At 67.8% G+C, this 23,018-nt stretch carries 24 protein-coding genes and 1 riboswitch; of the genes, 21 read left to right on the top strand and 3 right to left on the bottom strand.

Annotation, left to right across the window (positions count from 1 at the left end; translation table 11 throughout):
• Positions 1-40 precede the first annotated feature (40 nt).
• The 9 genes from O3305_RS14755 to O3305_RS14715 all read left to right on the top strand — a co-directional run bounded on the left by O3305_RS14755 (position 41) and on the right by O3305_RS14715 (position 6,829).
• Positions 41-1,294: a glutamate-5-semialdehyde dehydrogenase gene (locus tag O3305_RS14755; RefSeq protein ID WP_269573222.1), complete on the top strand. Its 1,254-nt coding sequence runs from the start codon at positions 41-43 to the stop codon at positions 1,292-1,294.
• The gene (locus tag O3305_RS14750) at positions 1,258-1,920 is read left to right on the top strand and encodes a nicotinate-nucleotide adenylyltransferase (RefSeq protein ID WP_269573221.1); all 663 of its coding nucleotides are present in this window, start codon (positions 1,258-1,260) and stop codon (positions 1,918-1,920) included. The genes O3305_RS14755 and O3305_RS14750 overlap by 37 nt, the downstream gene beginning before the upstream one ends.
• 80 nt (positions 1,921-2,000) lie before the next feature.
• The gene (rsfS, locus tag O3305_RS14745; RefSeq protein ID WP_137861951.1) at positions 2,001-2,309 is read left to right on the top strand and encodes a ribosome silencing factor; all 309 of its coding nucleotides are present in this window, start codon (positions 2,001-2,003) and stop codon (positions 2,307-2,309) included.
• A gap of 23 nt (positions 2,310-2,332) precedes the next feature.
• Entirely contained in the window at positions 2,333-2,755 is a 423-nt protein-coding gene (locus O3305_RS14740; RefSeq protein WP_269573220.1) for a 23S rRNA (pseudouridine(1915)-N(3))-methyltransferase RlmH, read from the top strand.
• Between the two features lie 4 nt (positions 2,756-2,759).
• Positions 2,760-3,932 carry a murein hydrolase activator EnvC family protein gene (locus O3305_RS14735; RefSeq protein ID WP_269573219.1) on the top strand — a complete coding sequence of 391 codons (1,173 nt, stop codon included), beginning with the start codon at positions 2,760-2,762 and terminating at the stop codon, positions 3,930-3,932.
• A gap of 70 nt (positions 3,933-4,002) precedes the next feature.
• Positions 4,003-5,355, top strand: coding sequence for a S41 family peptidase (locus O3305_RS14730; protein WP_269573218.1), 1,353 nt, complete (start codon positions 4,003-4,005; stop codon positions 5,353-5,355).
• 3 nt (positions 5,356-5,358) lie between these two features.
• Positions 5,359-5,841 carry a disulfide bond formation protein B gene (locus O3305_RS14725; protein ID WP_269573217.1) on the top strand — a complete coding sequence of 161 codons (483 nt, stop codon included), beginning with the start codon at positions 5,359-5,361 and terminating at the stop codon, positions 5,839-5,841.
• Entirely contained in the window at positions 5,838-6,371 is a 534-nt protein-coding gene (locus O3305_RS14720) for a demethoxyubiquinone hydroxylase family protein (protein WP_184163679.1), read from the top strand. Before O3305_RS14725 ends, O3305_RS14720 begins: the two co-directional genes overlap by 4 nt.
• A gap of 50 nt (positions 6,372-6,421) precedes the next feature.
• Entirely contained in the window at positions 6,422-6,829 is a 408-nt protein-coding gene (locus tag O3305_RS14715) for a hypothetical protein (RefSeq protein ID WP_184163682.1), read from the top strand.
• A 126-nt stretch (positions 6,830-6,955) separates the two neighbouring features.
• Here the strand turns inward: O3305_RS14715 and O3305_RS14710 are convergent, their stop codons facing one another.
• Complete coding sequence (locus O3305_RS14710; RefSeq protein WP_269573216.1) at positions 6,956-8,167, bottom strand: glycosyltransferase family protein; 1,212 nt, start codon at positions 8,165-8,167, stop codon at positions 6,956-6,958.
• A 73-nt stretch (positions 8,168-8,240) separates the two neighbouring features.
• Here O3305_RS14710 and O3305_RS14705 point away from each other — a divergent pair, with 73 nt between their 5' ends.
• Positions 8,241-9,494, top strand: a complete 1,254-nt coding sequence (locus tag O3305_RS14705; protein ID WP_269573215.1) for a putative DNA modification/repair radical SAM protein — start codon at positions 8,241-8,243, stop codon at positions 9,492-9,494.
• Between the two features lie 35 nt (positions 9,495-9,529).
• On the top strand, positions 9,530-10,012 hold the full coding sequence (locus tag O3305_RS14700; protein ID WP_269573214.1) for a hemerythrin domain-containing protein: 483 nt from the start codon (positions 9,530-9,532) through the stop codon (positions 10,010-10,012).
• Here the strand turns inward: O3305_RS14700 and O3305_RS14695 are convergent, their stop codons facing one another.
• Complete coding sequence (locus O3305_RS14695) at positions 10,013-10,486, bottom strand: Lrp/AsnC family transcriptional regulator (RefSeq protein WP_269573213.1); 474 nt, start codon at positions 10,484-10,486, stop codon at positions 10,013-10,015.
• 107 nt (positions 10,487-10,593) lie between these two features.
• Here O3305_RS14695 and O3305_RS14690 point away from each other — a divergent pair, with 107 nt between their 5' ends.
• The 4 genes from O3305_RS14690 (at position 10,594) to O3305_RS14675 (ending at position 14,687) form a co-directional block, all read left to right on the top strand.
• Positions 10,594-10,959, top strand: coding sequence for a VOC family protein (locus O3305_RS14690; RefSeq protein ID WP_269573212.1), 366 nt, complete (start codon positions 10,594-10,596; stop codon positions 10,957-10,959).
• A gap of 62 nt (positions 10,960-11,021) precedes the next feature.
• Positions 11,022-12,221, top strand: a complete 1,200-nt coding sequence (locus O3305_RS14685; protein WP_269573211.1) for a parallel beta-helix domain-containing protein — start codon at positions 11,022-11,024, stop codon at positions 12,219-12,221.
• The gene (locus O3305_RS14680) at positions 12,218-13,237 is read left to right on the top strand and encodes an SO2930 family diheme c-type cytochrome (RefSeq protein WP_269573210.1); all 1,020 of its coding nucleotides are present in this window, start codon (positions 12,218-12,220) and stop codon (positions 13,235-13,237) included. Before O3305_RS14685 ends, O3305_RS14680 begins: the two co-directional genes overlap by 4 nt.
• Positions 13,238-13,292: 55 nt before the next feature.
• Positions 13,293-14,687: a UdgX family uracil-DNA binding protein gene (locus O3305_RS14675; RefSeq protein WP_269573209.1), complete on the top strand. Its 1,395-nt coding sequence runs from the start codon at positions 13,293-13,295 to the stop codon at positions 14,685-14,687.
• Between the two features lie 131 nt (positions 14,688-14,818).
• On the opposite strand, the gene O3305_RS14670 is transcribed toward O3305_RS14675, so the two are convergent.
• Positions 14,819-15,508, bottom strand: a complete 690-nt coding sequence (locus O3305_RS14670) for a DJ-1/PfpI family protein (RefSeq protein WP_269573208.1) — start codon at positions 15,506-15,508, stop codon at positions 14,819-14,821.
• Positions 15,509-15,526: 18 nt separating this feature from the next.
• A riboswitch (ZMP/ZTP riboswitch) is annotated at positions 15,527-15,606 on the bottom strand.
• Between the two features lie 156 nt (positions 15,607-15,762).
• Here O3305_RS14670 and O3305_RS14665 point away from each other — a divergent pair.
• The 6 genes from O3305_RS14665 (at position 15,763) to O3305_RS14640 (ending at position 22,921) form a co-directional block, all read left to right on the top strand.
• On the top strand, positions 15,763-16,386 hold the full coding sequence (locus O3305_RS14665) for a CerR family C-terminal domain-containing protein (RefSeq protein ID WP_269573207.1): 624 nt from the start codon (positions 15,763-15,765) through the stop codon (positions 16,384-16,386).
• Positions 16,383-17,390: an HlyD family secretion protein gene (locus O3305_RS14660; RefSeq protein ID WP_269573206.1), complete on the top strand. Its 1,008-nt coding sequence runs from the start codon at positions 16,383-16,385 to the stop codon at positions 17,388-17,390. Before O3305_RS14665 ends, O3305_RS14660 begins: the two co-directional genes overlap by 4 nt.
• A 138-nt stretch (positions 17,391-17,528) precedes the next feature.
• Positions 17,529-19,256 carry an ATP-binding cassette domain-containing protein gene (locus O3305_RS14655; protein ID WP_269573205.1) on the top strand — a complete coding sequence of 576 codons (1,728 nt, stop codon included), beginning with the start codon at positions 17,529-17,531 and terminating at the stop codon, positions 19,254-19,256.
• Complete coding sequence (locus O3305_RS14650; protein ID WP_184163716.1) at positions 19,253-20,383, top strand: ABC transporter permease; 1,131 nt, start codon at positions 19,253-19,255, stop codon at positions 20,381-20,383. The genes O3305_RS14655 and O3305_RS14650 overlap by 4 nt, the downstream gene beginning before the upstream one ends.
• A complete protein-coding gene (locus O3305_RS14645; RefSeq protein WP_269573204.1) occupies positions 20,383-21,513 on the top strand; it encodes an ABC transporter permease in 1,131 nt (376 codons plus the stop codon). Before O3305_RS14650 ends, O3305_RS14645 begins: the two co-directional genes overlap by 1 nt.
• 4 nt (positions 21,514-21,517) lie before the next feature.
• Complete coding sequence (locus tag O3305_RS14640; protein WP_269573203.1) at positions 21,518-22,921, top strand: efflux transporter outer membrane subunit; 1,404 nt, start codon at positions 21,518-21,520, stop codon at positions 22,919-22,921.
• The last annotated feature ends 97 nt before the right edge of the window (positions 22,922-23,018 follow it).

The following is a 23,018-nucleotide window of genomic DNA, read 5'->3' as shown; positions in this document are numbered from 1 at the left end:
GGCTACCAGCTTCATGCTGCACGTGCTAGCGGGTGGAATCATGACTGACGCAGCAACCCTGATTGCCGAAATGGCCGCCCGCGCCCGCCTCGCCGCCACCAAGCTTGCCGCGATGCCGACCCCGGCCAAGGCGGCTGCGCTGCGCGCCGCCGCCGCCGCGATTCGCGCGGACGCCACTGCGATCCAAGCCGCCAATGCCGAGGATATGGCCGCCGCCGAGGCGAATGGCCTGTCCGGTGCGCTGCTCGATCGGCTCAAGCTCGACCAGAAGCGAATCGAGAGCATGGCCGCCGGCGTCGAGGCGGTGGCCGGGCTCGCCGATCCGGTCGGCGACGTCTTCGATCGGGTCGAGCGGCCCAATGGCCTGGTCCTCACTCGGGTCAGGGTCCCGATCGGCGTGATCGGCATCATCTATGAGAGCCGGCCCAACGTTACCGCCGATGCCGGAGCGCTTTGCGCGATGGCGGGCAATGCCGCGATCCTGCGCGGCGGCTCCGAAGCGATCCGTTCGAATCGTGCGATCCACGCGGCGCTGGCTCGCGGCCTGGCCGAAGGCGGCATGCCCGAGGATGCGGTGCAGCTCGTGCCCATCACCGATCGCGCCGCGGTCGGCGCGATGCTGACGGCCGAGGGGGCGATCGACATGGTCGTGCCGCGCGGCGGCAAGGGCCTCGTCGCCCGTGTCCAGGCTGAGGCGCGGGTGCCTGTGCTCGCGCATCTCGACGGGCTCAACCACACCTATATCGATGGCGCCGCCGATCCGGCGATGGCGAAGGAACTGGCGCTCAACGCCAAGATGCGCCGCACCGGCATCTGCGGGGCGACCGAGACGCTGCTGATCGATCGCGCCTTTGGCGATCCCGCGCCGATCCTCGCCGCGTTGGCCGATGCCGGCTGCGAGCTGCGCGGCGATAATGATCTCCAGGCGCTCGAGCCCCGCATGGTCGCGGCGAGCGATGAGGACTGGGATACCGAATATCTCGATTCGATCCTGTCGGTGAAGCGGGTCGACGGCGTCGATGATGCGATGGCGCATATCGCCGCGCACGGCTCGCACCATACCGATGCGATCGTTACGGCGGATGAAGCGGTGGCCGAGAAATTCCTCGCCCAGGTCGATAGCGCGATCGTGGTGTGGAACGCCTCGACCCAGTTCGCCGATGGCGGCGAGTTCGGGCTGGGCGCCGAGATCGGCATCTCGACCGGCCGGCTGCATGCGCGCGGCCCGGTCGCGCTCGAAGGGCTGACGACCTATAAATGGGTGGTCCGCGGCACGGGGCAGGCGCGCCCTTGAAGCGCATCGGCCTGCTCGGCGGCTCGTTCAATCCGGCGCACAAGGGGCATCGCAAGCTCTCGATCCACGCGATCCGGGCGCTGGGGCTCGACGAGGTGTGGTGGCTGGTCTCGCCCGGCAATCCGCTCAAGGACAAGGCGGGCATGGCGCCGTTCAAGCTGCGCATGGCCTCGGCCCAGCGCATGGCCCGCCACGCGCCGATCCGGGTGTCGGACATCGAGAAGCGGATCAAGACGCGCTACACCGCCGATACCGTCCGCAAGCTGCCCCGGCTGTTCCCCCAGCATCGCTTCATCTGGTTGATGGGCGCCGACAATCTCGCCCAGTTCCACAAATGGGAACGCTGGCGTGACATTGCCGAGCAGGTTCCGATTGCGGTGATCGCCCGTCCGGGATATGATCGCGACGCCCATGCAAGTCCTGCAATGGGTTGGCTGCGGCGCGCTGTGTGGCCCGCAGGCCAGGCGAAGAACTGGACGCGTTGGAGATTGCCGGCCCTCGTGCTGTTGCGCTTCCGCCCCGATCCTACTTCGGCGACGAGCCTTCGGGCCGCCGATCCCGCCTGGCACCGGCGTTACATTGCGTCGTCTCCATCCCAACACCACACAGGTTTGTTGCAACCCTAGGAGGCCCCTTGGCCACATCGCCCAATGTTCTGCGTTCCTCCGATGCCAATGGTGGCGTCGAGGCGCTGCACCAGCTCGTGATGGCGTCGCTCGACGACGATCAGGCGGTCGAGACGGTCTCGATCCCGCTCGCCGGCAAGAGCAGCATCGCCGACTATATGGTCGTGGCTTCGGGCCGCTCGACGCGCCAGGTCGCGTCGATGGCGGTGAAGCTCGCCGACAAGATCAAGGCCGAGTTCGGCCGCACCCCGCGCGTGGAGGGCCTGCCCACCGCCGATTGGGTGCTGATCGATGCCGGTGACGTGATCGTCCACCTGTTCCGTCCCGAAGTGCGCAGCTTCTACAATCTTGAGCGCATGTGGTCGTTCGGCGAAGCCGGCCAGGCCTGATTCGGTAAAGGGCCGCGCGGGCGATGCAGCTACACATCGTCGCGCGCGGCAAGATCGGGCGCAGTCCCGAGGCCGAGCTGGTCGATCGCTATCTCAAGCGCATCCAGTGGCCGACGCGGGTTACCGAGCTGCCCGATACCGGCGGCAGGATCCCCGACATTTCCGGCACCACCCGAATCGTCATGCTCGACGAGCTGGGCGAGAACCTGCCGTCCAAGGTGATCGCCGAGCGGCTCGGCAGCTGGCGTGACGACGGGGTGCGCGAGGCGCGATTCCTGATCGGCGCGGCGGACGGCTTTGACGATGCGGCTCGAGCCCAGGCCGACCTGCTGATCAGCTTCGGCCGCGCCACCTGGCCGCACATGATGGCTCGCGCGATGCTCGCCGAGCAGCTGTGGCGCGCCACCTCGATCCTTGCCAACCACCCCTATCATCGCGAAGGCTAGCGGTATGCTCCGCCCGCTCGCCATCCTTGCCGGCACCGTCGCGATCCTCGCCACCGGCAGTTTCGCCGCCGCGCAGGCGCCGGGTCTGGCCGAGCAGCAGGGCAGGTTGCGCGACGCCACTGCCCAGTCCCAGGCCGCCCAGGCGCGTAGCGCCGCGCTCGAGCGCCAGGCCGCCTCGGAGCGCGACCAGGCCCTGCGCGCCCGCGCCCAGGAAGCCGCCGCCGCCGAGCGGATCAAGGCCGCCGAGGCCGATATCGCCGCTGCCCGTGCCCGTATCGGTATCGTCGATCGCCAGCTGGCCGAGCAGCGCACCCGCGTCGCCGAGCGCCAGGGCCCGATCCTCCGCCTGATCGCCGCGCTCCAGTCGATGGCCCGCCGCCCCGCGGTGCTCGGCCTCGTCCAGCCGGGCTCGACCGCCGACATGGTCCATGTCCGCGCCGTGCTCGGCACCGTGATGCCCGTGGTCGAGGCGCGTACCCGCGACGTCCGCGCCGAACTCTCTCGCATCCGCGCACTGCGTGCCGATGCCCTGGCCGCGGTCAACAGCTTCCGCGAGGCCCGCCAGCGCATCGAGAATGAACGGACCGCGCTGGTCAGGCTCGAGGCCGATCACCGTGCCCGCTCGGCCCAGCTCGCCTCCAGCGCGCTGGTCGAATCGGACCGCGCCATTGCCCTCGGCGAGCGCGCCCGCGAGATCGTCGACCAGATGGAGACGGCGGGCGAAGCGGCGGAGATCCAGTCCGGTCTTGCAGCCCTTCCCGGACCGCTGCCCCGCCCGGGCAGCGCCGCACCGGCACCGGCCCGCAAGCTCGGCGCACCCTATGTGCTGCCCGTCGCCGGAGCCGTCGTCACCGGCATGGGCGAGCTTTCGCCCACCGGCGTGCGTGCCCGCGGCGTGACTCTCGCCTGCGCCGCCAATAGTGATGCCGTCGCGCCAGCCGCCGGCCGTATCCTCTATGCCGGCGCGTTCCGCGACTATGGCGGGGTCGTCATCATCGATCACGGCAATGGCTGGACCAGCTCGGTCACCGGCCTAGGCGGCATCGCGGTGCGCGTCGGCCAGCAGATCAGCCAGGGCACCCGCATCGGCCGCGCCCCGGCAAGCGACGCCCCCCGCGTCACCGTAGAGCTGCGCCGCCGCGGCGAACCCATGGACCTTGCGCGCCTGCTCGGCTGATTGTGCCGTGCAATTGCCGCGATCCCGGCCTAGATTGTCCCTCGAACGCGTTTCCGGAAAGTAGTTGTTGATGCTCCGTTCGTTCCTTCAGGTCACCGCCGCCGTCGGCGCGCTGGCGCTCGTTCCCGTCGCCTCGGGCGCGATGGCCGGCGTCGATACGTCGAGCTTCAAGGAGCTCGACACCTTCATGGAAGTCTACAGCCAGGTGAAGGCGAACTATGTCGACAAGGTCGACGACGCCACGCTGATGAAGGGCGCGATCCAGGGCATGCTCGCCGCATTGGATCCGCACTCCAGCTTCGCCGACGGGCTCGATTTCGACAATCTCAAGATCCAGACCGACGGCAATTATGGCGGTCTCGGCCTCACCGTCACCCAGCAGGACGGCGCGGTTAAGGTCGTCGCCCCGACCGAGGATACGCCGGCCGCCCGCGCGGGCATGAAGTCGGGCGACTTCATCACCCATATCGACGGCAAGTTCATCGTCGGCGGCAGCCTCGACGAAGCGATCGAGCAGATGCGCGGCAAGCCGGGCACCTCGGTCACGCTCACCGTGGTCCGCCCGGGCGCCGACAAGCCGCTCACCTTCACCATGAAGCGCGAGATCATCGTGCAGAAGCCGGTGAAGTGGGAGGTCAAGGACGGTGTCGGCATCATCAACATCAACACCTTCACCGCCCAGACCGGCGCGGACACGGTCAAGGCGATCCAGGAGATCGACAAGAAGCTCGGGCACAAGCCGCTCGGCTATATCGTCGATCTGCGCGAGAATGGCGGCGGCCTGCTCAGCCAGGCGATCGAAGTCTCCGACGTGTTCCTGTCGCACGGCGAGATCGTCTCGCAGCGCGGCCGCGAGAAGAGCGATATCGAGCGCTGGTATGCCGATGTGAACGAGCCCGGCATCACCTCGATCCCGGGCGACCTCGCCAAGGGGCTGCCGGTCGTCGTGCTGATCGACGCGGGCACCGCCTCGGCCTCGGAGATCGTCGCCGGCGCGCTCCAGGATCATCACCGCGCGCTCGTCATGGGCGTGCGCAGCTTCGGCAAGGGCTCGGTCCAGTCGATCCTGCCGATGGGCCCGCGCGCCGCGCTGCGCCTCACCACCGCGCGCTACTACACGCCGTCGGGCCGCTCGGTGCAGGAAGGCGGCATCAAGCCCGATCTGCTCGTGCCGCAGCTCACCGATCCCGACTACAAGAGCCGCCCCTCGATCCGCGAGGCGGACCTGCGCGCGCACCTGATCAACAACGACAAGGTCGATGATTCGGTGCTCGAGGATGATCAGCGCACCGATCCGCGCTTCGCCAAGACGGCGGATCAGCTGAAGAAGGAAGGCGTGGAAGACTTCCAGCTCCACTACGCCCTCCAGACCATCTCCCGCCTTGGTCCCAAGACCCAGGTCGCCGCTGCCAAGAGCAAGTAAGCCATGCGTATCGACACTTTCTGCGCCGCCCGCTGGCTCGCGCTCCTGCTGCCGCTCGCTCTGGTCGGCGGCGCGCACACCACCGAGTATTTCGGGCTGGTTCCGTGCGAGATGTGCTGGTGGCAGCGCTATCCGCATTATGCCGCGATCCTGATCGCGCTCTCGGCCTTCCTGGTGAAGGATCGCCGCGCCCAGCTCGGGCTCGTCCTGCTCGCCGGCCTTGCCGTGGCGATCAGCGGCGGCATCGGCGTGTTCCATGCCGGGGTCGAGTATAAATGGTGGCAGGGCATCACCGCCTGCACCGCCCAGGTGCACGGCGCCAACCCGATGGACATGCTCACCGACGCGCTGCGCCGTCCGCTGATCCGCTGCGACGTGCCGCAATGGACCCTGTTCGGCATCAGCCTGGCCGGGTTCAACGCGATCTTCTCGCTCACCGGCGCCGCCGCGATCTTCGCGCTGGCCCTGCGGAAGGGCCGCGCATGAGCTGGAAGCCCGGCGATCGGCGCGAGGGGACGTCCTCGATGGTCCGCGTCGATCAGGCGGGCGAATATGGCGCGACGCGCATCTATGCCGGCCAGCTGGCGGTGATGGGCGATCGCACCCCGATGGCGCGGATGATCGCCGGCATGGCGATCCAGGAGGAACGCCACCGCGCATTCTTCGATTCGATGATCGCGCGGCGCGGCGTGCGCCCGACGGCGCTCCAGCCCTTCTGGAACGTCGCCGGCTTCGCGCTCGGCGCGGTCACCGCGGCGATGGGTCCCGAGGCGGCGATGGCCTGCACCGCCGCGATCGAGACGGAGATCGATCTTCACTACCAGCAGCAGCTCGAGGAGCTCGGCACGGGCGATCCCGAGCTCAGCGAAGCGGTCGCGAAGTTCCGCGACGAGGAGCTCGAACACCGCGATACGGCATTGGAGCATGGCGCGGAACAGGCCCCGGCCTATCCTTTGCTCTCCACCCTGATCCGCGCCGGTTGCCGGGCTGCCATTGCGGTATCGAAACGGATATAAAGCGTCTATTCAGCCGTTGTCCCCGATGCACGGCATAGAGGAGTAAGCCGATGTTGAACCGGATCCTGATCGCGGGCGCGCTCGCCGCCGTCCCGATGCTGATGCCCGCCGCTGCCCATGCGCAGAGCTCGGCGCAGAACAGCGTGCTGATCATCTATGGCAACGACAAGTGCCCGACGAACAGCAACGGCGAAGAGATCGTGGTCTGCAAGCGCCTCGACGAGGCCGAGCGCTTCCGCATCCCGTCGAACCTGCGCGACCAGGGTGGGCCGCCGCAGAAGACCGAGAGCTGGGCGGTGCGCTCGCAGGACGCGGTGACCGCGGGCAATTTCGGTACCGGCAGCTGCACCTCGGTGGGCGCCAACGGCAGCACCGGCTGCTTCGTCAAGCGCGCCACCGCCGCCCGCGCCGAAACCCGCGCCCGCCGCAAGGCCGAACAGAACCTGCCGCTGCCTTGAGCTGATCGAATCGTCATCCCCGCGAAGGCGGGGATCCATTCAGGCTGGCCGAAGTGAGTCTCATCAAAGCCGGCGCCAATGGATTCCCGCCTTCGCGGGAAGGACAATGGAGATGGCGGGCCCGCGCTACTCCCGCACCGGCCACCGCCCCACCCATTCCGGCGGCTCCCGGCGCAGGCAATCCACGATGATCCACAGCATCACCGCCCCGCGCGCCGCGGCCGCCCAGGCGATGTCGATCGTGCTGGCCGCCGGCCACACGCCGTCCATCCCGGCGAAATACCAGAATTCGGCGAAATAGGCGGCGATCCCCGCCAGCGCGAACAGCGCCACCGGCAACAGGCGCGGCGCGGTCATCACCAGCAGCGGCCACAGCCACAGGTCGAATTGCGGCGAATAGACCTTGTTGGTCAGCATGAACCAGGCAAGCACGGGCGTCGCCAGCAGCCACAGCCGGTCGCGGTGCCGCTGCCACCCCAGCGCTACGATCGCCGCCGCCCCGATCGCGAAGGCCAGGGTCGCGTAGAGGTTCTTGTCCTCGATGCTCAGCGGCAGCCAGCCAAGATTGCCGAGCACGTCCCAGGTCCCCGCCGCAGTGCCGCTGCGCGATTGCGAGAACAGATAGAATTCGCTCCAGTTGCGCGGTGCGAGCAGTGCGATGGGCAGGTTCACCGCTGCCCAGGCAGCGATCGCCGCCAGCGTCACCAGCGCAGCGCGGCGCAGGCGCTGCACCCAGTCCTTGCCGCGCTCGAACAGGGCGGAGAGCCCGATCAGCGGCAGGATCACGATCGGGAACAGCTTGGCCGCCACGCCCAGCCCCGCCGCCGCCGCCGCGCGCACCAGCCGGTTCTCGCGTGCCTGGAGCAGCGCCGCCACCGCCAGCGTCACCGCGATCATGTCCCAGTTGTGCCCGACATAAAGCACCAGCGGCGGTGCTGCCGCCCACCACCAGAGCCGCTTGCGGTCGACCCCCGCGCGCCACAACATCCACAGCACCAGGAAGGCGAGGGCGATGTTCACCGCCGTCACCACGCCCAGGAACTTGGCGTCATTGGCGCGGGCGCCGAAGAACAGGTGCGTCGCTGCGCCTTCGATCCAGATCGCCGCCCCGGTCAGCACCGGATATTCGATCGGGGTCTGCAGGTACGGGATCCTGCCCTTGTCCACTTCGCGCGCGGTCCAGAAGGGCACCGCGTCGCTGTAGCAGCCGGTGATATACTGCTCGGAATCGGTCCAGCCGCCGGGCATGCAATGCTGCTTGAAGCTGAAGCCGAGCAGGCAGGTGACCGCCAGGCCGATCAACAGGATCCTGAATTGCCGGTCGATCGTCAGCCGCATTCCGCGCTCCCTTCGCCGCGCCTCCTCCCACAACCCACTGGACACTGCAATATCAGGAACATAGAAGGAACAAATGTCGCAGCTCGATCTCCGCGGAAAGCTCGCCATCCTGGCCGATGCCGCCAAATATGATGCGAGCTGCGCGTCCTCCGGCACGACGAAACGCAACGCGGCGAGCGGTCCCAAGGGCGGGATCGGCTCGACCGAGGGGATGGGCATCTGCCACGCCTATGCGCCCGATGGCCGCTGCATCTCGCTCTTGAAGATCCTGCTGACCAACAGCTGCATCTTCGACTGCCATTATTGCATCAACCGCAAGAGCTCGAACGTCCGCCGCGCCCGCTTCACGCCCGAGGAAGTCGTCGACCTCACGCTCAATTTCTACCGGCGCAACTATATCGAGGGGCTGTTCCTCTCCTCGGGCATCATCCGCTCGTCCGACTATACGATGGAACAGATCGTCCGCGTCGCCCGGCTGCTGCGCGAGGAACATGATTTCCGCGGCTATATCCACTTGAAGACCATCCCCGATGCCGATCCCGAGCTGGTCCGTCAGGCGGGCCTTTATGCCGATCGCGTCTCGATCAATGTCGAGCTGCCGACGGTCGCCGGCCTCACCCGGCTCGCGCCCGAGAAATCGGCGCCGCGCATCGAAGGCGCGATGCGGGATGTCCGCGCCGCGATCGACGACACCACGGACGCCGGCAAGCGCTACAAGTCCGCGCCCAAATTCGCCCCCGCCGGCCAGTCGACCCAGATGATCGTCGGCGCCGATGCCGCTACCGATGGCGACATCATCACCCGCGCCGCCGGGCTCTATGACCGCTTCCAGCTCCGCCGCGTCTATTATTCGGCGTTCAGCCCGATCCCCGATGCCAGCGCGGTCCTCCCGCTCCAACGCCCGCCGCTGATGCGCGAGCACCGGCTCTACCAGTCCGACTGGCTGATGCGCTTCTACGAGTATCAGCCCAGGGAAGTCGCGGCGGCGGCCGACCCCGCCACCGGAATGCTCCCGCTCGATATCGATCCCAAGCTCGCCTGGGCGCTCAAGTTCCGCGAGTCCTTCCCGGTCGACGTCAACCGCGCCCCGCGCGAGCTGCTGCTGCGTGTCCCCGGTCTCGGGGTGAAGGCGGTCGATGCGATTCTCTCCGCTCGCCGCATGCGCCGCCTCCAGCTCGCCGATGTCGCGCGGCTGACGGCCTCGATCGCCAAGGTCCGCCCGTTCCTTGTCGCTGCCGACTGGCGCCCGGTCGCCTTGTCCGATCGCGCCGACCTGCGCAGCCTCGTCGCGCCGAAACGCGAGCAGTTAGAACTATTTGCGGCCTGATCGGTTCTGACTCCCCGACCAAGGGAGAGAGTAGAATGGCCGACGCACGCATCTTCGCCGATCTGATTGCCGACCATGACCGCCAGCGCGACCTGCTCGAGCGGGTGGGGGAGACCTCGGGCGACAGCAAGGACCGCCGCGAGCTGTTCGAGCAGCTTCGCCTCGAGCTGCAGGCCCATGCGGCCGCCGAGGAAGAAGCACTCTACGCGACGATGCTCGCCGATCCCGAGCTGCGCGAGGACGCCCGGCATTCGGTGTCGGAGCACAAGGAAGTCGACGACTATCTTGGCGAACTGATGGACACCGACATGTCCTCGCCCGGCTGGCTGGTGAAGTTCAAGGAGATGCGTCACCGCTATCTCCACCATATCGACGAGGAAGAGGAAGAGATGTTTCCCACTGCGGCGAAGCATCTCAGCGCGGCACAGGAAGAAGCGCTCGGCAAGCTGTTCGAGAAGCGCAAGCCCAGGGAACTGGCGCGCGCCGAGGCCAATCCCCCCGGCGACGCGCGCGAATAGCTAGTCGGGAATCGGCACGACCAGCCCGCGCTTGCCCACTCCCAGCGCGACATTGGTGGTGAAGCGGCGGACATTGGGATTGTCAGCCATCAGCCGGCTCATCAGCGCGTCATAGGCGCCGACATCGGACGCGACGACGACCAGCACGAAATCGGCGGTGCCGGTGACGTAATAGACCTGCTGGATCTGCTCCTCCGCGGCCATCCACTGGCGCAGCCGGGCGATCAGCTCGGGCCGTTCGCGCTCGATCTCGAGCGCCGCCAGGAAGAAATTGGGCTTCCCCACCTTGAGTGGGTCGACCACCGCGACTTCGCTGACGATCACCCCGGTCGCGCGCAGCCGCTTCAACCGGCGCTGCACCGCCGATGCCGACAGCCCGACCTGTGCGGCCAGCGCCTCGGCGGTCTGGCCGGCGTCGCGCTGGACGAGGACGAGGAGCTTGCGATCGAAGCGGTCGAGATCGGATCGGGCCATCGCCGGCATCCTAGCGGGCAAATGCGCCGAAATCCGGCGATTTGATCCCCGCCTTCGCGGAAAGGCCGCGCCGCGCGGCCTTATTCCTCAGCACGAAGGAGAGTTTCATGATCGACCATATCGAGATCCGCACCGCCCGCCTCGCCGAGAGCCTGGCCTTCTACGCCGATACCCTCGCCCCGCTCGGCTACAGCCAGAAGGTCGACGGCCCGGCCAAGGGTTTCGGCAACCACGCCGCGCTCGACCTGTTCCTGGTCGAGGGCGAAGTGCCGTCGGACCTTCATTTCGCCTTCGCCGCACCCGATCGCGCCACCGTGGATCGAATCTATGCCGCAGGCCGCGTCGCCGGCCATGTCCTCGATCGCGCGCCCGCGCTCGCGCCTCATATCCACCCCGATTATTATGCCGGCTATCTGCGCGATCCCGACGGGCGGCTGATCGAGTTCGTCTGCCACCACCCCGAGCCGGCCTAACTGACAGGACTGTCAATTCGTCCTGATCGGCGTATCATCCTCCCAAAAATAGGGAGAGAGGGATGCTTCGACTCTGTGCGCCCGCCGCGTTCGCCTGCGCGATGCTTGTCGCGTCTCCGGCCCTGGCGAAGGACATCATCGTCGAGGCGGGCCCCAATGCCCAGGAACGCCTCCAGTCCGCCCTGCTCGACGCGAAGCCAGGTGACACCGTCCGCATCGGCGCCGGCCGCTTCGAGCTGACCGACGGCCTCAGCCTCGACGTGGGCGGCGTCACGGTGCGCGGTGCCGGACCGCTCAGGACCGTGCTCAGCTTCAAGGGGCAGCTCGGGGCAGGCGAGGGGCTGCTCGTCACGTCCGACGACGTTGTACTCCGCGATTTCGCGGTCGAGGATTCGAAGGGCGACGGCATCAAGTCCAAGGGTGCTGACCGGATCGTCTACAAGAACATCCGCGTCGAATGGACTGGCGGCCCCAAGGCGACCAACGGCGCCTATGGCGTCTACCCGGTCGAGAGCAGCGACGTGCTGATCGACGGCGTGACGGTCATGGGCGCATCGGATGCCGGCATCTATGTCGGCCAGTCCAACCGCATCATCGTCCGCAACTCGGTGGCGAAATACAATGTCGCCGGCATCGAGATCGAGAATAGCGGCTTCGCAGAGGTCACCAACAACCTCGCCACCCACAATACCGGCGGCATCCTGGTGTTCGACCTGCCCGCCTTGCCGAAGCGCGGCGCCGGCTGGGTCAATGTCACCGGCAACAAGGTGGTCGACAACGACACCCCCAATTTCGCTCCGCCCGGCAACATCGTCGCCACCGTGCCCACCGGTACCGGCGTGCTGGTGATGGCCGAGAACGACGTGACCGTGACGGCCAACGATCTCAGCGGCAACGGTACCGCCAACATCATGGTCGTCGCCTATCGCAAGCCGTTCGAGGACAAGGGCTATGATCCCTATCCCCGCAACATCCGCCTTGCCGGCAACAAGCATGGCCGCGCCGGCTTCGCCCCCGCCATGCCCGGCGGCGCGCTGCTTGCCAGGATGCTCGGCGGCACGCTCCCGCCGGTCTTCTGGGACGGCACCGGTGGCGACCAGGTCAAGCTCACCGGCGATGACGGTCCGGTGCTCACCCTTGCGCTCGCCCTCGGTGCCCCGCTCGACACCGCCAAGCCGCAGCTGATCAAGCTCGACAACGAGATCCCGCCGCCCTGGCAGACCTTCAAGCTGCCGCCTGCGATGGAGGCCGCCGCCAAATGAAGGCGCTGCTCGGCGCGGCCGCTTTGTTCGCCGCCGCGCTGCTCGGCCGTCCAACGGGCGTGAACGACGCCGCGATCACCGCCGAAGGCTGGCCCGCGCACCTCTCCGACTACGCCTTCTTCACCGATCTCAAGGCCCGCACCCCCGCCCCGCGGCTGATGGCCTATACCCTCGAAACCCCGCTCTTCTCCGACTATGCCGAGAAGGAGCGCTACGTCTATCTGCCCGAGGGCAGCCGGGCGACATACGACCCCGACAAGCCGCTCGACCTCCCCGTCGGCGCCGCGCTGATCAAGACCTTCGGCTATCGGACGAACGGCGTGTTCAAGCCGCTTGAGACCCGCGTCCTGCTCCACCGCGCCAGCGGCTGGACCCCGATCCCCTATGTCTGGAACGCCGAGGGCACCGACGCCGACGTGAAGCGCGCCGGCACGCGCATCCCCGTCACCTTCACCGACCCCTCCGGCGAGCGGCACAGCATCTCCTACGCCGTCCCCAACCAGAACCAGTGCAAGGACTGCCACGGCCTTGCCGGCCAGGTCGTCCCGATCGGGATCAAGGCGCGCTATCTCAACCATGGCGGCCAGCTCGAGCAGTTGCTCGCCGCCGGCATGCTCGACCGGCTCCCCGCCGACGCCCCGAAGGTCGCCCGCTGGAACGACACCGCCGCGCCGCTCGACCAGCGCGCGCGCGCCTGGCTCGAGATCAACTGCGCCCATTGCCACAACCCCCAGGGCGCCGCGTCCAACTCGGGCCTGTTCCTCGATCTCGGGCGCGCCGATCCCGAGCAGCGCGGCCTGTTCAAGCGCCCCACCGCCGCCGGCCGGGGGGCGGGCACCCGCGACTTCGACATCGTCCCCGGCGATCCCGACGCGTCGATCCTGCTCTACCGCATGCAATCGACCGACCCCGGCATCGCCATGCCCGAGCTCGGCCGCGCGACGGTCCACAAGGAAGGCGTCGCGCTGGTCCGCGACTGGATCGAATCGATGCCGAAATCCGATTCAGCGCGTTAGACCGCCTTCATCGTCATCCCCGCCTGCGCGGGGATGACGGGTTTGGAGGCAAGCGTTGCGCGTAGTTACTTTGGCAAGCGAGGATGATTTCGAGGGCTGGCGCGATGCCGCGCGCGGCCTCGCCCAGGCCGGCGTCCTCGCATCCGAGATCCTCTGGCAGGTCGGCGAAACCCCGGTCGACCTGTTCGCCGATGAAGCGGTGCTGCCCCCCGCCGCCCCGCGCCCGCTCAAGGTCCCCCGCGCGTTCCTCGACCTCGCCCAGTCGGCGATCCTCCATTCGGACCCCGAGCGTTTCGCCCTGCTCTACGCGCTGCTCGCGGGCGATCCCCACCGCGTCGCCGACGCGGCCGATCCGCTGGTCCGCCGGCTCGAGGGCATGGCCCGCGAGGTCCGCCGCGACATCCACAAGATGCGCGCCTTTGTCCGCTTCCGCGAAGTCGAGGACGCGCAACCCTTTCCCGGCACCGGCGAGCCCAACACGCGCTATGTCGCCTGGTTCGAGCCGATCCACCACATCGTCCGCGCCAATGCCCGCTTCTTCGTCGAGCGCTTCACCTCGATGCGCTGGTCGATCCTCACTCCCGAACTCTCGCTCCACTGGGATACCGAAACGCTCTCCGAAGGCCCCGGCGCAACCGCCGCCGATGCCCCGGGCGAGGACCCGGTCGAGGATATCTGGAAGACCTATTACGCCTCGATCTTCAACCCGGCCCGCCTCAAGACCGGCGCGATGCTCAAGGAGATGCCGCGCAAATATTGGAAAAACATGCCCGAGACCGCGTTGGTCAAGGAGCTGGTCGCCACCGCGCGCCAGCGGGAGACAGCGATGGTGGCGACCCAGCCCAGGCCGGGCGGCAATGTCGAGCGTGCCTGGGCGGCCCTGCGCGAGGAAGCCGCGCACTGCACCCGCTGCGACCTCTACAGGCACGCCACCCAGACCGTGTTCGGCGAAGGCCCGGCCGATGCCCGGATGATGATCGTCGGCGAGCAGCCCGGTGACCAGGAGGACTTGGCCGGCCACCCGTTCGTCGGCCCCGCCGGCGAAGTCTTCGACCGGGCGATGGCGCAGGCCGGGATCGACCGCGCGAGTGTCTACGTCACCAACGCGGTCAAGCACTTCAAGTTCGAGCCGCGCGGCAAGCGTCGCATCCATTCGAAGCCCGATGCCGGCGAGATCCAGGCATGCCGTTGGTGGTATGAGCAGGAGCGCCTGCTGGTGAAGCCCGAACTCACGATCGCGCTGGGCGCCACCGCCGCCCGCCAGATGCTCGGCAAGACGGTGACGATCGGCGCGGTGCGGGGCCGGGCGCTCGACCTGCCCGATGGCGGCCGCGGCTGGGTGACGGTCCACCCGAGCTACCTCCTCCGCCTGCCGGACCGCGCGAAAGCGGAGGACGAGTTCGCCGCGTTCGTCGAGGACCTGAAAGGCGCGGCGAAGGCGCTGGCCTGAATCAATTCCTCCCCGAGCTTGCTCGGGGAGGGGGACCATTCGCGTAGCGAATGGTGGAGGGGCCGCCGTCGCAGACGGCGGTGTACCACCGCCGCCCCTCCCCCAAGACAAGCTGGGGGAGGATTTGCGCGCTAGAACCCCAGCCGCTCCGCAATCCCCTTCACCGTCTCCGCCCTCCCGGGCGCGAACTTCTCCACCATCGCCCGGTAGCGCGCCACCGTCTCCGCCCCGGCCCGCTCCGGCGATCCGGCATCGAACGGCGGCGCCGGATCATATTCCAGGCTCAGCTGCACGAACCGTGCATGCGCCTCGCCCCGGATCGCCGCGGTCAGCGCCAGCGCGAAGTCGATCCCCGCGGTCACCCCGCCACCGCTCACCCGATTGCGATCGAACACCACCCGCTCCGGCGCCGGCTCGGCGCCGAACCAGGCGAGCTGCTCGCGCGATCCCCAATGGCAGGCCGATCGGTAGCCGCGCAGCAGCCCCGCCGCGCCGAGCAGCAGCGATCCGGTGCACACGCTGGTCACCCAGGTCGCCTCCGCCGCCACCTGCCGCAGCCAGTCCAAGGTATCGGCATCCTCCATCGCCGCCACCGTGCCGAACCCGCCCGGCACGCAGAGCAGGTCCGCGCGCGGCACCTCGGCGAAAGTGGCGGTCGGATGCAGGTCGAACAGCGCATCGGTGCGCACCGGATCGCGGGTCTTCGCCACCAGGTCGAGCGTCACATTCCCCATGCGCGACAGCACCTGCACCGGCCCGGTCAGGTCGAGCTGGGTCACGTCGGGGAACAGCAGGAAAGCGATATGCAGCGGTTCGGGCATCAGGATCCTCCAATCTCGAAGGGGTGCCCAGGCGATGCGGCGTTAGCATTCGCGCTTCCCGATGGTGCTCCATCCAGTCGCCAGTCACGCGAACAGCGGGAACCTACGCCGGTGATGCGCGTCTGTCACGCAGCACTGTCCCACCTGATCCCCGGCTTCCGCCGGGGAGCAAAACAGGGAACCCGCCAGCAAACCCCTTGCTTCACATCCGTGCATCCAATATTAGTTCGTTCGAACGAACAAGATTCGGTGCGATGACCAGCCAGATCCTGATCGACACGGCAATCGAGCAGTTCGGCCGCCACGGCTATGAAGGGGCGAGCACGCGCGAGATCGCCCGTGCCTCGGGCACGGCGATGTCGTCGATCACCTATCATTTCGGCGGCAAGCACGGCCTTTATCTCGCCGCCGCCGATCACATCGCCGCCAGCGTCAAGACCATCCAGGGGCCGGCCCTCGAAGCCGCCCGCGCCGTCGCCGAGAAGGGCAGCCGCGAGGAAGCGATCGAGGCGCTGCTTGTCGTGCTCGACGGCTTCGCGCTGATGATGCTCAGCCCACAGACCGAAGCCTGGGCGCTGTTCATCACCCGCGAGCAGCAGAACCCCACCGAAGCGTTCGACCGGCTCTATACCGGGGTGATGCAGGGCGTGGTCGAGACCTTCGTCGCCACGCTCAAGCGCGTCCGCACCGATCTCGGCGAGCGCGAGGTGCTGGCGATGGGGATCCTGCTGTTCGGCCAGTCGCTGGTGCTCCGCGTCGCCCGTGCCGCCGTCACCCGCATCCTTTCGGTCGAGACGATCGACGAGCCCACCCAGAAACTGCTCCGCGCCCGCCTGCGCGCCAACGCCCTCTGCATCCTGTCGGAGAATCCCGCATGAACCGTCGCCGCATCGCGATCCTCGTCGTCATCGTCGTGCTGGTGATCGCCGCGATCGCCACCAGCGGCTTCGGCCTGTTCCGCGCGAAGGATGACGGCGCGCTCAAGTTGAACGGCAATGTCGATATCCGCGAAGTCGATCTCGGCTTCCGGGTCAATGGCCGGATCTCGGGCATCACGGTGGAGGAGGGGGCCAAGGTCAGGCAGGGCCAGCTGCTCGCCACGCTCGATGCCGCCACGCTCGACAGCCGCATCGCCCAGGCCGATGCGAAGGTCTCGCAGGCCGAGGCCCAGCTCGCCAAGCTCCGCAACGGCAACCGCGCCCAGGATATCGCCCAGGCCCGTGCCCGGGTCGCCGCCGCCGTCGCGGTCGCCCAGGATGCCGATCGCGACTATGCCCGCCGCCAGCCTCTGGTCGAGCCCGGCGCGATCAGCCGCGACATCTGGGAGCAGACCGTCGCCACCCGCGACAAGGCCCGCGCCGATCTCGCCCAGGCCCAGCAGGCGCTGTCGCTGATGAACGCCGGCAGCCGCAAGGAAGACGTGGCCGCCGCCGCCGCCGATGTCCGCGCGGCGACCGCCGCCCGCCAGAGCGCCGCCACCGATCTCGGCGACGCCCGCCTGCTCGCGTCCACCGACGGCACCGTCGTCACCCGCGCCCGCGAGCCCGGCGCGATCGTCCAGCCCGGCGAGACGGTGCTGACGCTCGCGATCATGCGGCCGCTGCGGGTGCGTGCCTATGTCGCGGAAAGCGATCTCTCGCGGATCGGCCCAGGGATGAAGGTGGTGGTCACCGCCGACGGCAACCCGAAGCGCTACAACGGCACGATCGGTTATATCTCGCCCCGCGCCGAGTTCACGCCCAAGACGGTCGAGACCGAGAACCTCCGCACCGATCTTGTCTACCAGCTCCGCATCATCATCGACGATCCCGACGACGGCCTGCGCCAGGGCCAGCCGGTCAGCGTCTCGGTGCCGGGCGCGCGGCCCAAGCACAAGGGTTGAGGAGGTGGCGTTGCTGCCCCCTCTTCTTCGTCATGCTGAACTCGTTTCAGCATCCAACGCTCCCCCGGCGATATCGCTTGAGGCGCGTTGGACCCTGAAACAAGTTCAGGGTGACGCGGTAACTTGGCTGAGGGCGAAATGACCCAACCCCTCGCCAGCACCACCGCCCTCGTAAAAACCTTCGACGCCACCACCGCGCTCGACGGTGTCTCCATGGCGATCGAGCCCGGCCGCATCACCGGCCTGGTCGGGCCGGACGGCGCGGGCAAGACCACGCTCATCCGCATCCTCGCCGGACTGATGGCGCCCACTTCGGGGACTGTTTCGGTCCTGGGGGGTAAGCCGGGGGAAAAGCTCGAAACGCTCGGCTATATGCCCCAGCGTTTCGGGCTCTATGAAGACCTCTCCGTCCTCGAGAACCTCAAACTATACGCCGAAGTGCGCGGGCTGCCCCGAAGCGAGCAGCAGGATAGTTTCGACAGGCTGCTCGCGTTCACCGATCTCGCCCGTTTCCAGGACCGGCTGGCCGGCAAGCTGTCGGGCGGCATGAAGCAGAAACTGGGACTTGCCTGTGCCTTGGTGAAGACTCCCAAGGTGTTGCTGCTCGACGAGCCCGGGGTCGGCGTCGATCCGATCAGCCGGCGCGAGCTTTGGGCTATGGTGGGGGATCTTACCGAACAGGGCATCGGCGTGCTCTGGTCGACCGCCTATCTCGACGAGGCGGAGAAGTGCGACACCGTCTATTTGCTCAATGAAGGCAAGCTGTTGTTCGACGGTCCTCCCGCCGAGCTCACCGGCCATGTGCGGGACCGGGTGATCCGGGTGAGCGGCTTCGAGGCGCGCCGCCGCCAGTTCCTCACCCGCGCGCTCGACCGCGACGATGTGATCGACGGCACGATCCAGGGTCGTTCGGTCCGCCTGCTGGTCGCCGACGGCAAGCCGGTGCCCGATGCGCAGGCGCTTTCAGCCGGACCAGACACCAAGGTGGACACCGCCGACCCGCGCTTCGAGGACGGCTTCATCGAGCGGCTGGGCGGCGGGCCCAAGGGCACTTCCGCTCTCGCCAAACGCTACCGGACGATCCCCGAGACCATGGACTGCGCGATCGAGGCGAACGGGCTCACCAAGGTCTTCGGCGCGTTCACCGCGGCCAGGGATATGAACTTCCGCATCCCAAGGGGACAGATATTCGGTCTGCTCGGACCCAATGGCGCTGGCAAGTCGACCACCTTCAAGATGCTCTGCGGGCTACTTTCGCCAACTTCGGGGACTGGTGCGGTCGCCGGCAAGTCCCTCCGCAAGTCCGCCGCCGCCGCCCGGGCGTCGCTGGGCTATATGGCCCAGAAATTCTCCCTCTATGGCGACCTCTCGGTCCGCCAGAATCTCGATTTCTTTGCAGGGGTTTACGACCTGCCGCGCGACAAGGCGCAGCGTGCGATCGAGGCGATGATCGAGATATTCGAGCTGCACGACAAGCTCGACGTCAACGCCGGCACCTTGCCTCTGGGCTTCAAGCAGCGCCTGGCGCTGGCCTGCGCGGTGATGCACGAGCCCCCGGTGCTCTTCCTCGACGAACCCACCTCGGGCGTCGATCCGGTGACGCGCCGGGAATTCTGGATGCACATCAATGGTTTGGTCGAGAAGGGGGTGACCGTATTGGTCACCACCCACTTCATGGACGAAGCCGAATATTGCGACCGCGCGACCCTGATCTACCGCGCCGAGCAGATCGCCACCGGCACCCCGGACGAGCTCAAGGCCGAAGCCGCCCGCCTCACCGGTGCCCCCGATCCGACGATGGAGGATGCCTTCATCGCCCTGATCGAGGCGTTCGACCGCAAGCGCGAGGCGCGCGAGGCCGCATGAGGTTCCGCTTCGATCTCAGGCGCTTGGCCGCATTGGTCCGCAAGGAGGCCGCGCAGATCCTGCGCGATCCGTCGACCTTCCTGATCGCCTTCGTGCTGCCGATGATCCTGCTCTTCCTGTTCGGCTATGCCGTATCGCTCGACAGCACCCGCACCCGCGTCGGCCTGGTGATCCAGGACAGCAGCGCACCCGCGCTCCGCCTGGCGCAAGCCTATAGGAACTCGCGCTATTTCGAAGTGACCGAGGCCCGCACGGTGGCGCAGGTGCGCGACAAGCTGGTCGATGGCGAGCTTCGCGCGCTGATCGTCATCCCCCAGGATTTCGGCGCCGGGATTAAGCGCGGGCACATGCCGCCGATCCAGATCGTCACTGACGGCTCCCAGCCCAATACCGCCAATTTCGCAGCGGCTTACGGGGAGGGCGTGCGGGCGAGCTGGGCCGCAGCCGAAGGACTGGAGCGCAATCCCGGTGCCCGCGAGGCCCCGGTGATCGTCTCGGCGCGCTACTGGTACAACCCTGAACTCAAGAGCAAATTCTTCCTCGTTCCCGGTTCGATCGCCAATGTCATGACCATGGTCGGCACGCTGCTGACCGCGCTGGTGGTCGCCCGTGAATGGGAGCGTGGGACGATGGAAGCTATGATGGCCACGCCGATCTCGATGGCCGAGTTCATCGCCTCCAAGGTCATCCCCTATTTCTTCCTGGCGCAGGCCTCGATGACGCTTTGCGCGGTGATCGGGGTTTGGGTGTTCGGGGTGCCGTTCCGCGGCTCGATCTTCGCGCTCTATGCCATTTCCTCGGCGTTCCTGATGCCTGCGCTGGGCCTCGGCCTGTTCATCTCGGCGGCGACCAAGAACCAGTTCGTCGCCAGCCAGGTGGCGCTGCTCTCGGCCTTCCTCCCCACCTTCCTGCTCTCGGGCTTCATCTTCGAGATCGGCTCGATGCCCTGGCCGATCCAGGCGCTGACCTATATCGTCCCCGCGCGCTACCTGATCCCCAGCCTCGAGACGGTGTTCCTCGCCGGCGACCAATGGGGGCTGCTGCTGCCCAATATCGGCATCATGCTGTTGTTCGGCATGGTGTTTTTCACGCTCTCCTTCCGCGTCACCCGCCGGAGCCTCGACTGATGCGGCGGCTCCTTGAAGGCGCCGGCTTGCGCCGGTTGGTCGCCATGATGGTCAAGGAGATGTGGGCGGTGCTGCGCGATCCGCAGTCGCGGCTGGTGCTGTTCGTGCCACCGTTGATGCAGCTGTTCATCTTCACCTATGCGACCACGCTCGACGTCAAGAATGTCGATATCGGCATCCTCGATCGCAGCTCGGGCGCGCATTCGGTCGAACTGGTCCAGCGCATCGCCGGCAGCCCGAACTTCCGCCATATCAGGCGCTTGGCGACCCCCGCCGAGCTCAAATCGGCGATCGACAACCAGAAGGTGATCGCCGCCCTGGTGATCGACGAGGATTTCGACCGGCAGCTCGCCCGCGGCCGGAGCGCCACCATCGGCCTGGTGCTCGACGGCCGCCGCTCCAACGCTGCCCAGATCGTCACCGGCTATATCACCAATATCGCCGGCACCCTGGGTGCCGAGCTCGCCCCGCCCCAGCTGCGCGGGGCAGCGGGCGGCAGCGTGGTGACCAACTGGTACAACCCCGCGCTCGACTATATCTGGTTCACCTTGCCCTCGCTGGTCGCGATCATCACCTCGGTGGCGGGGCTTGCCGTCACTTCGCAATCGGTTGCGCGCGAGCGGGAACTGGGCACGTTCGACCAGCTGATGGTCTCGCCGCTGCGCGTCCATGAGATCCTGATCGGCAAGATGGTACCGCCCTTCATCATCGGCATGATCAACGGCAGCGTCTATCTGGTGGTGGCGCCCCTGGTCTTTGGCGTGCCCTTCACCGGATCGCTGCTGCTCTTCTTCCTGTCGCTCGGCATGTACCTGCTCGCGCTGATCGGGCTGGGCATGCTGATCTCCGCAGCCTCGCAGACCCAGCAACAGGCGTTCCTCGGCGTGTTCCTCGTCACCACGCCGCTGATCCTGCTTTCCGGCTATGCCAGCCCGATCGACAACATGCCGGACTGGCTGCAGACGATCACCTATCTCGATCCCGCCCGCTATTTCCTTACCATCGTCCAGGGGCTGTTCCTCAAGGCGATGCCGGCGGCGGCGGTGTTCCACCAGCTCTGGCCGCTGGCGCTGATCGCCTGCGTGACGCTTTCCGCCTCGGCCTGGCTCTTCCGTGCGCGCATGGAGTAACAAGATGACCCGTTCGCTCCCGCTGTTCCTGCTGCCGATGCTGCTGGCTTCCGCCTGCACGGTCGGCCCGGACTATCATGCGCCCGAGACAAAGGCCGCGCCCGACTGGCTTGAGGCAGGCGCGCCCGGCCAGGTCGATCTGCAATGGTGGGACCGGTTCGGCGATCCCCAACTCTCGGCGCTGGTCCGGCGCGCAGTGACCTCCAGCCCCGACCTCCGGGAAGCCCAGGCCCGGCTGGCCGAGGCCCGCGCCAATCGCGAGGCGATCGCCGGCGGCCGCCTGCCCAGCGTCACTGCCAAGGGCTCGGCGACCGAGAATGTGCTGAGCAACAATGGCCAGCTGCCGATCGGCAACATCCCGTTCCCCGGCTTCTCGCGCGATTTCCCGCTCTACGACCTCGGCTTCGATGCGAGCTGGGAAGTCGATCTCTGGGGCCGCCGCACCCGCCAGATGCAAGGCGCAACCGCGCGCGAGGAAAGCGCCGAATATGCCCGGCGCGATGTGATGCTCACGCTGATCGCCGAAGTCGTCCGCGGTTATATGGACCTGCGCGCTGCCCAAGCCGATGGCGCTACTGCCGAGGCGCAGGCCTCCTCGGATGCCGAGCTTGCGCGTCTCACAAAGCTCCGCTTCGACCATGGCGAAGCCTCGCGGCTCGAGCTCGACCGTGCCGACAGCGCCGCCAGGGCGAGTGCGGCAGCCGTGCCCAACGCCCGCGCCCAGGCCAGCGCCGCCGCCTATCGCATCGCCACTCTGGTCGGCGTGCCGCCCGAGCAGCTGGTGCCGGAATTGCAAATGGCGGGTCCGTTGCCGGCCAGCCCCGACGCGATCCTGATCGGCCTGCGCTCCGAGTTGCTCGAGCGGCGCCCCGATGTCCGCCGCGCCGAACGCGAGCTTGCGGCGGCGACCGCCGATATCGGTGTCGCCACCGCTGATCTCTTCCCGCGCTTCAGCCTGCTCGGCAGCATCGGCCAGCAGGCGCGCAAGCCCGGCGATCTCGTCTCGGGCGATTCCTTCCGGCTCCAGATCGGGCCGAGCTTCTCCTGGCCGATCTTCCAGGGCGGCACGATCCGCGCCCAGATCCGCGCCGCCGATGCCCGCGCGGATGCCGCTGCGGCGCGTTACGAAAAGGCCGTGGTCGGCGCGCTCTCGGACAGCGAGGCGGCGATCAACCGCTTCCTCAACGCCCGCGCCGCCGCGGAGGACGCCGCGGTGTCGTTGGAACGCGAGCAGAGTGCGTTCTCGCTTGCCCAGAAACGCGCGGATCGCGGCGAGGACGATCGGCTGACGCTCGAACGTGCCCGGCAGTCGCTGCTCGCCGCCACCCGCCGCGACCAGCAGGCCCGCGCCGCCAAGGCGCAGGCGGCGACCGCGCTCTACAAGGCGCTCGGCGGCGGCTGGAGCTGAGCGCGCCCGGAAAGCTAGCAATGTAGGATTTCGCCTGCTCCAGCTGGCGGTTGCAGGCCGGCTTCCTTCCCTTCGCAGATCGCGTTTGCCCGGCGCA

The organism is Sphingomonas sp. NIBR02145 (assembly GCF_027359115.1).
GTDB lineage: Bacteria > Pseudomonadota > Alphaproteobacteria > Sphingomonadales > Sphingomonadaceae > Sphingomonas > Sphingomonas kyeonggiensis_A.
Note: the sequence above shows the minus strand (reverse complement) of the source record. Positions and strands in the feature narration are given on the sequence as shown.

What these genes read in the sequence shown, in the direction of transcription:
- O3305_RS14755 (WP_269573222.1), top strand. Translation starts at nt 41, where the DNA reads ATGACTGACGCAGCAACCCTGATTGCCGAAATGGCCGCCCGCGCCCGC.
- O3305_RS14750 (WP_269573221.1), top strand. Translation starts at nt 1,258, where the DNA reads ATGGGTGGTCCGCGGCACGGGGCAGGCGCGCCCTTGAAGCGCATCGGC.
- rsfS (WP_137861951.1), top strand. Translation starts at nt 2,001, where the DNA reads ATGGCGTCGCTCGACGACGATCAGGCGGTCGAGACGGTCTCGATCCCG.
- O3305_RS14740 (WP_269573220.1), top strand. Translation starts at nt 2,333, where the DNA reads ATGCAGCTACACATCGTCGCGCGCGGCAAGATCGGGCGCAGTCCCGAG.
- O3305_RS14735 (WP_269573219.1), top strand. Translation starts at nt 2,760, where the DNA reads ATGCTCCGCCCGCTCGCCATCCTTGCCGGCACCGTCGCGATCCTCGCC.
- O3305_RS14730 (WP_269573218.1), top strand. Translation starts at nt 4,003, where the DNA reads ATGCTCCGTTCGTTCCTTCAGGTCACCGCCGCCGTCGGCGCGCTGGCG.
- O3305_RS14725 (WP_269573217.1), top strand. Translation starts at nt 5,359, where the DNA reads ATGCGTATCGACACTTTCTGCGCCGCCCGCTGGCTCGCGCTCCTGCTG.
- O3305_RS14720 (WP_184163679.1), top strand. Translation starts at nt 5,838, where the DNA reads ATGAGCTGGAAGCCCGGCGATCGGCGCGAGGGGACGTCCTCGATGGTC.
- O3305_RS14715 (WP_184163682.1), top strand. Translation starts at nt 6,422, where the DNA reads ATGTTGAACCGGATCCTGATCGCGGGCGCGCTCGCCGCCGTCCCGATG.
- O3305_RS14710 (WP_269573216.1), bottom strand. Translation starts at nt 8,167, where the DNA reads ATGCGGCTGACGATCGACCGGCAATTCAGGATCCTGTTGATCGGCCTG.
- O3305_RS14705 (WP_269573215.1), top strand. Translation starts at nt 8,241, where the DNA reads ATGTCGCAGCTCGATCTCCGCGGAAAGCTCGCCATCCTGGCCGATGCC.
- O3305_RS14700 (WP_269573214.1), top strand. Translation starts at nt 9,530, where the DNA reads ATGGCCGACGCACGCATCTTCGCCGATCTGATTGCCGACCATGACCGC.
- O3305_RS14695 (WP_269573213.1), bottom strand. Translation starts at nt 10,486, where the DNA reads ATGGCCCGATCCGATCTCGACCGCTTCGATCGCAAGCTCCTCGTCCTC.
- O3305_RS14690 (WP_269573212.1), top strand. Translation starts at nt 10,594, where the DNA reads ATGATCGACCATATCGAGATCCGCACCGCCCGCCTCGCCGAGAGCCTG.
- O3305_RS14685 (WP_269573211.1), top strand. Translation starts at nt 11,022, where the DNA reads ATGCTTCGACTCTGTGCGCCCGCCGCGTTCGCCTGCGCGATGCTTGTC.
- O3305_RS14680 (WP_269573210.1), top strand. Translation starts at nt 12,218, where the DNA reads ATGAAGGCGCTGCTCGGCGCGGCCGCTTTGTTCGCCGCCGCGCTGCTC.
- O3305_RS14670 (WP_269573208.1), bottom strand. Translation starts at nt 15,508, where the DNA reads ATGCCCGAACCGCTGCATATCGCTTTCCTGCTGTTCCCCGACGTGACC.
- O3305_RS14665 (WP_269573207.1), top strand. Translation starts at nt 15,763, where the DNA reads ATGACCAGCCAGATCCTGATCGACACGGCAATCGAGCAGTTCGGCCGC.
- O3305_RS14660 (WP_269573206.1), top strand. Translation starts at nt 16,383, where the DNA reads ATGAACCGTCGCCGCATCGCGATCCTCGTCGTCATCGTCGTGCTGGTG.
- O3305_RS14655 (WP_269573205.1), top strand. Translation starts at nt 17,529, where the DNA reads ATGACCCAACCCCTCGCCAGCACCACCGCCCTCGTAAAAACCTTCGAC.
- O3305_RS14650 (WP_184163716.1), top strand. Translation starts at nt 19,253, where the DNA reads ATGAGGTTCCGCTTCGATCTCAGGCGCTTGGCCGCATTGGTCCGCAAG.
- O3305_RS14645 (WP_269573204.1), top strand. Translation starts at nt 20,383, where the DNA reads ATGCGGCGGCTCCTTGAAGGCGCCGGCTTGCGCCGGTTGGTCGCCATG.
- O3305_RS14640 (WP_269573203.1), top strand. Translation starts at nt 21,518, where the DNA reads ATGACCCGTTCGCTCCCGCTGTTCCTGCTGCCGATGCTGCTGGCTTCC.